Raw genomic sequence first — 6,000 nt, 5'->3', positions numbered from 1 at the left:
AGTGAAACGATGTATCGCCGATGGTAGTGTGGGGTTTCCCCATGTGAGAGTAGGTCATCGTCAAGATTGAATTCCGAAACCCCTCATCGCTTACGCGATGAGGGGTTTTGTCGTTATGGGTTATCGAATAAAAAAGCCCGCTCAGGCATTCGCTCCGAGCGGGCTGTTGTGGTGCAGCATCAGTCAGCCAAACAGGCTGCGCACGTTACTCATTGCGCCATCTGCAAACCCCTGAAGAAACGCCTCAAATGCATCCCCCTCAGGCCCTCCCTCAACAGGGTCGGCAACAATCGTCCAGCTGGCGAGGCAGGTATCGCCGTCGCCGATAGCGTCAACAGTCATTGCTGCCCACAGATTGCTGACTGGCAAGCTGGTGTGGATCAGTGACCAGGTCATATAAAGCGCTTGATCGTCCCTGGAGTTCAGTTGTTCGATGGCCACGTTGCCATCCTTGAACAGCTTGCTGCGAACCGAGCCCGGACCTTCACCGGTGACCTCAATGCTCTCCAGTGCCGGTATGAATGCCTGGAAGCCACCGAAATTGCCGACAACAGCCCATACGCTGGCCGCATCACCTGGGACTTCCACGGCGGACACCACTCGGCACGCCACCGGGTTCTTGATGAGTGTGTCGGGTTTCAGATTGCTGTGAAGTGTGTTCATGTCGTTCTCCATTTATCTCAGTGGGTAGTGGCTCAGATGAAGTCGATTTCTTTCAGGTAATCGCAGCCCCTGCGCAGCAACGCCGGAGTCTTTTGCGGGTATTGCTCGCCCATGCGACGAATGCCGTTCAGGGTGTTGCAGTGCTCGATCATCGAGATATCGCCGATGTCTTCTTCAAACCCGTCGAGGTAAAACCCCAGCACGCCAAACAGCGCGTTCTGGCTGTCGACGCGCCGGAGTTGCACCTGCCATTGCTCGACGCTGACCAGCTCGAACTGACGCCCGGCCTCGCGAAAGGCGTGCACGTAGTCGCTCCAGCTCAAGGGCTCGGGGTTATGCAGATTGAATACCGCATGTTCTGGCTGATAACGGCTGGCATGGAAGCCGATGAAGCGCGCCAGAAAGTCCACCGGCATCAGGTCGAAGTTGATGGCGAACGCCGGAACCTGACCCAATTGCAGCGAACCCTTGAGCATCAGCATCAGGCGGTTTTTCTGTGGCTGACACACGCCGGTCACGCTGTTGAAGGCGATGTTGCCGGGGCGATAGATGTTCACCCAGGCACCTTGGTCCCGGGCACATTGCAGGATGCGCTCAGCCACCCACTTGGAGAGGTTGTAGCCGTTCTTGATGTATATCGGCGGGGTCGCGGCAGCGGGTCGTTCAAGCACATTGCCAGCGGCATCGATGGCACTGCAGGCAGACAGTGTCGAAACGAAATTGAAGATCTTTTTACTGCGCCCCTCACACAGCTTCAGGCATTCAAAGACCGGGGCCACATTGTCTTTGACCAGGGTTTCGTAATCCTGGACATGGTTCACATTGGCAGCGTTGTGCACCAACGCACCAAACTCGAGATCCAGTCGTTCATACACCGCTTCACTGAGCCCCAGCCTTGGCTTCGTCAGGTCCGCGGGGTAGACCTTTACGCGGCTCAGGTCCAGGTGATCCAGACGGTTTTCCCGCAGGGCATGTTCAAAACGCTGCTGTGCGCTTTGTCCAGAAGTCTCCCGCACCAGGCAGGCGATCTCTGTCGCTCCCCAACTGAGCAGCGCTTGGACGATATGCACACCCAGAAAGCCATTGGCACCCGTGACAATCACCTTATGAACATCACCCAGCCTGCTGACGGGCAATGTAGCCAATTGAAAGTCCGGGTTGGCATCCCGCAGCGCCTGAGCGCTGAGGACACCCGCCGAAGTGCCGTCGCTGTCGATCAGGCTGGCCAGCGTCAGTACTGTCGGTGCTTCGATAAAACGATTGATAGGAATGCTGCGCCCAAAGCGTTCACGAATCCCCAGCAACAGGCGCGACAGGAGGATCGAGTGGCCTCCGAGATTGAAAAAGCTTTCATCAGTCGAGATGTCGTCTGGCAGCAGCTCCAGCAGCTCGCCCCATAGCTCGAGCAGTGCCTGCTCTTGCGTAGTCTCGGGCAGACGGCGAGTGTGCTGCCCGGTAAAGCTCAGCGGTATTTCCAGAAGCGCTTTACGATCTACCTTGCCGTTGCTGGCGAATGGCATGCCGGGCAACATCGTGTAGACGGCGGGGTGCATGTAATCAGGCAGCAGACGTTGTACATGGGCCTTTAGCGCCTGTTCGTCATGCTCAATATACGGTTGAGCGAGAAACGCCAGAATTCGCCGTTGGTTGTCGATCACCACGGCAACCTGTCGATACAGTCCGCTGTCGCGCAGGCAATGCTCGATCTCCTCGGGCTCGACCCGAAAGCCGCGAATCTTTACCTGATTATCACGACGTCCGCTCAGGACGATGCCGTCAGCCGTCCACTTGGCGATATCGCCGGTGCGATAGGCGCGCATTAGCTGCCCATCCGGTTTCGTCAGCCACACATAACGCTCGGCGGTAAGCTCTGGGTTGTTGACATAGCCCAGGCACACACCGGGTCCGACGATGTACAGCTCCCCCTGAGTCTGCTCGGCCACGGGCTGCAATTGCTCGTCTAGAATCCACGCCTGGCTGTTGGCGATCGGTCGGCCCAGATGGCGGTTGCTGCTGGACGGCCCGAACTCGCAGGCGGTGACCAACACCGTGGCTTCGGTGGGGCCGTACAGGTTGTGGAAATGACATTGCCCGGTGAGTTGCACAATCACATGCGGCTCGCAGACGTCGCCTCCGGTCATGACATGTTCAAGCCCCAGCGGCTGATCCAGCGGCAGGATGCTCAACAGCGCCGGCGGCAGGAATGCATGGGTGATGCCTTGTTGCAGCGCGCGGACCAACTGCAACGGATCACGCCGCTGATCCTCATCGGGGACCACCAGTTCGGCGCCACTGAGCCAGGTGGGGAAAATGTCGATGATCGACGAGTCGAAACTCAGCGTCGAGAACTGCAGCACCCGGCTATGTTCGTTCAGGCTCACATGCTCGGCATACCAGGCGGTGAAGTGACTGAGATTGCGCTGGCTGAGCAATACGCCTTTCGGCTGCCCGGTGGTACCCGACGTGTACAGCGCCATGCAGGGCGCATCCTGATCGGCAGCGGCGCCTGTATGCGCTGAAGCTACGTCCTCGACAGGCACCGCCGCGATATCCAGCGCCGGAAACTCCGCAGCGGCCAGTGGGTGCGAGCCATCGTGCAGCAATAGCATCGCCCCCGAGTTTTCCAGAATGTACTGCTGACGCTGCACAGGCTGGCCGAGATCAAGCGGCAGATACACCGCACCGCAACCCAGAATCGCGAGGATGCCCGCGTACAGCTCGGCTGACTTGCTCAGGCAGATACCAATCACCGGAGGTGCGTCGGCTTTTGCGTGCACCAGCAACGGCTGCAGCAAGCGCTGGATAGCGAGACTGTGCGCGTGCAGTTGCCGATAGCTGAGCGTCTGGTTGCGAATGGACAGTGCCGGGCGTTCGGCAAACGTCAGCAGCGCCTGCTCCAGCCGCTCGGTGATGGGTGTTTCGGCCCGTTTCAGCAGGTGTGGTTGATCTGTCTGATTCAGACGATGCTCGAACAGCAATTGATCAACCGCCTGCAAGCCATGCTGTCGATCACTCTGGGCGGGTGTGACGCTTGTCAGACCGTTGAAATAGTCGTCGTCTCTGGATAGCCGGCTGATCTGTAATGCCGTCAGATCAACCATGGCTGCGACAGCCGCATCGCGCAGTACGCGCCCGTTGCCTGATTCCTCGACCGGCAGCCATTCATGAACGATCAAGCGTCGAGCTTCGGCAGCGCCATGCCAGCACAGCAGCTCCAGCCGGGGTAACCCGTACTCCAGTTCCCCGCTGATACCGAACCGCAGGCTCAGATGCGTGAAGTGGCCGAACGCACTCAGTTGTTCCTTTGTCAGGCCCAGGCTGCCGTCTTCGATCAGCACGCAGCCATCAGGCATCGTCAGCGCGTCCAGCGCCTGCTGATCGGACAGATGCCGCACGCCATGCCCGTGGTCCTGCAGCTCGGTATTCAGTTCAGTCAGGGTCAGGCTGTGACCCATGAGCACAATCTCCAGGCGCTTCATTGCAGTGTCCCCCGAGTCGGCAGATAGTCCACCAGCGCCCGCTGCACACAAGGATCGTCCAGCATCGAGCTGTTCTTGAAGAAACGCACGATGTTGGCCACCAGTGGGTGATGGCGGTTGACTGGGAAACTCACAGCCCTGGTTTCGTCCCTGAGCGCCTGCTTGACGGTGTCCGGCACCTGCAGGTGGTCGATCAGGGTGAAGTCGAAGCCATTCTGAAGATCGTTGGTCAGGTATTGAGCGATGAACACCGGCATGATGCTGGCGATGGATTCCCGGTCCTGTTGGGGAGCGGTGTGCCAGTAGATGCGTACCAGCCGCGCCCAGAAGCCCGAGTGACGCCCCTCGTCCAGCAGGTGGTCGGCCATCAGGCCCTTGACCGATTGCTTGACCGATTCGTCCTTGGCAAACGCCGCCACGTCATTGGTCACGGTGTTCTCCGCGATGGCGACACAGATCAGCTCCACTGCGCTGCGCAGATGCTCCGGGGCCAGAGCCAGTGCGGCGGGAATGGCCCGGCTGAGTTCAATCTCGTCCGGCAACGGGATAGGCGCTATGCCCGTCAGGGCGATGGTCTGTTGCATGAAGTCCATGGCGACCAGTGCGTGATAGTCCTCATCGACCACCACCGTCATCGCGTCATAGCGACAGGCAAACGGGAAGCGAATCGTAAAGTGGTCCTTGGCGATGCTGCGTGCGGTCCTGTCGACGATCTCGGTCTCGAAGATCACCACATCGTTGATGAACTTGTAGAGGCTCTGTACCAAGGCGTAATCGCGCAAATGCGCGCACTCGCGGATGAATGTGTCACTGAGCACCAGCGGCTGACGGCTGAGGGGGTAGATCAGTTTTTCATCGTTCTCGACGATCCTGCGTGGACGAGTACGAATGGTGGCGCGACCTTCCCACGCATCGATGAACGACATGTAGTCTTCTGCTTTCATGATGGCTTCCTTGTAAAGGCTTCAGGGTGTTGCGAGCGGGACTTACGCGCTGGCCTGCACCAGCGGCGTTCGCATGCTCAGGCGCAGCGTGTCCCATAGCCGGATCCTGCTTTCCACAGCGGCGATGGCGGTCTGATAAACCTCTCGTTCGCGCTGCGCGTCGCCAGCGACCAGACGAGCCAGTAACTGCTCTGCTGCCGGACCGTGGTCCTCGGCGTCCACTTCGATGTGGCGTTCCAGGTAGTAGCGGAAGGTAGGGGCCTGGTCGGCGGTGATGCCCCAGTCATCGAGAATGGTCTGGAACATCTGCGGGATGACACTCTCGCGCCCATGCAGAAAGGCCGCCGCAACGCTGTGTGCTGGCGCATGCAGGGCGATGTCGAGCGTGTGTGTCACGAATGCTGTTGCTGCCTGCCCCGCGTCGACTTGCTGCAGTGCGGTTGTGTAACGCAGGCCCTGTCTCTGCAGTTCGATGAAGCGCTCGATCTGCACCGTACTTGCGCCGATCTCGCGCATCGCATCCAGATAGAGCTCGAAGTGGCTGTAGTGACCCGCGCCCAGTCGGTTATCGGATTCCTCACCCAGGACAATCTCATTGATCAGGCGGGCAGCGGAAGCATCTGTCGGCGGCAGCCACGGCAATTGGGTGCAGGTCAGCTCCTGTTGCAGACGCTTGGTCAGCGACATGAAATCCCAGACCGCGAATACGTGGGTCTCCATAAAACGCCGGAGTACATCCAATGTGGTGATTTCTGCAAAGATTGGATGACGGCCAAGTTCAACTTTCTTGTGTGCAAGCAGCGTTTTTTCACAAGGCATGATGACGGTCCTATTGAAAGAGAACGGTAAGTAGCAATGCAGTTATTTGCGATATAAAAGTGTCGGCTGTGCAGCGGTGGAACACAATGAAATAC

General features: G+C 58.8%; 4 protein-coding genes. All 4 read right to left on the bottom strand.

All coding sequences use genetic code 11. From position 1 onward, the window contains the following. Positions 1–183: 183 nt before the first annotated feature. From BT119_RS26035 to BT119_RS26020, 4 genes are read right to left on the bottom strand one after another with little or no spacing between them, the layout of a single operon-like run. A complete protein-coding gene (locus BT119_RS26035; RefSeq protein ID WP_058397662.1) occupies positions 184–663 on the bottom strand; it encodes an SRPBCC family protein in 480 nt (159 codons plus the stop codon). A 32-nt stretch (positions 664–695) separates the two neighbouring features. Beyond that, the gene (locus BT119_RS26030; RefSeq protein WP_072367180.1) at positions 696–4,142 is read right to left on the bottom strand and encodes a non-ribosomal peptide synthetase; all 3,447 of its coding nucleotides are present in this window, start codon (positions 4,140–4,142) and stop codon (positions 696–698) included. Further along, complete coding sequence (locus BT119_RS26025; RefSeq protein ID WP_072367178.1) at positions 4,139–5,086, bottom strand: diiron oxygenase; 948 nt, start codon at positions 5,084–5,086, stop codon at positions 4,139–4,141. Before BT119_RS26025 ends, BT119_RS26030 begins: the two co-directional genes overlap by 4 nt. A gap of 42 nt (positions 5,087–5,128) precedes the next feature. Then, the gene (locus BT119_RS26020) at positions 5,129–5,905 is read right to left on the bottom strand and encodes a DUF3050 domain-containing protein (RefSeq protein WP_003434947.1); all 777 of its coding nucleotides are present in this window, start codon (positions 5,903–5,905) and stop codon (positions 5,129–5,131) included. Positions 5,906–6,000 lie beyond the last annotated feature (95 nt).

It is taken from the genome of Pseudomonas sp. NFACC10-1, from assembly GCF_900119195.1.
GTDB classification, from domain to species: Bacteria; Pseudomonadota; Gammaproteobacteria; order Pseudomonadales; family Pseudomonadaceae; genus Aquipseudomonas; species Aquipseudomonas cerasi.
The sequence above is the reverse complement of the archived record's forward strand: the minus strand, read 5'-3'. Positions and strand labels throughout refer to the sequence as shown.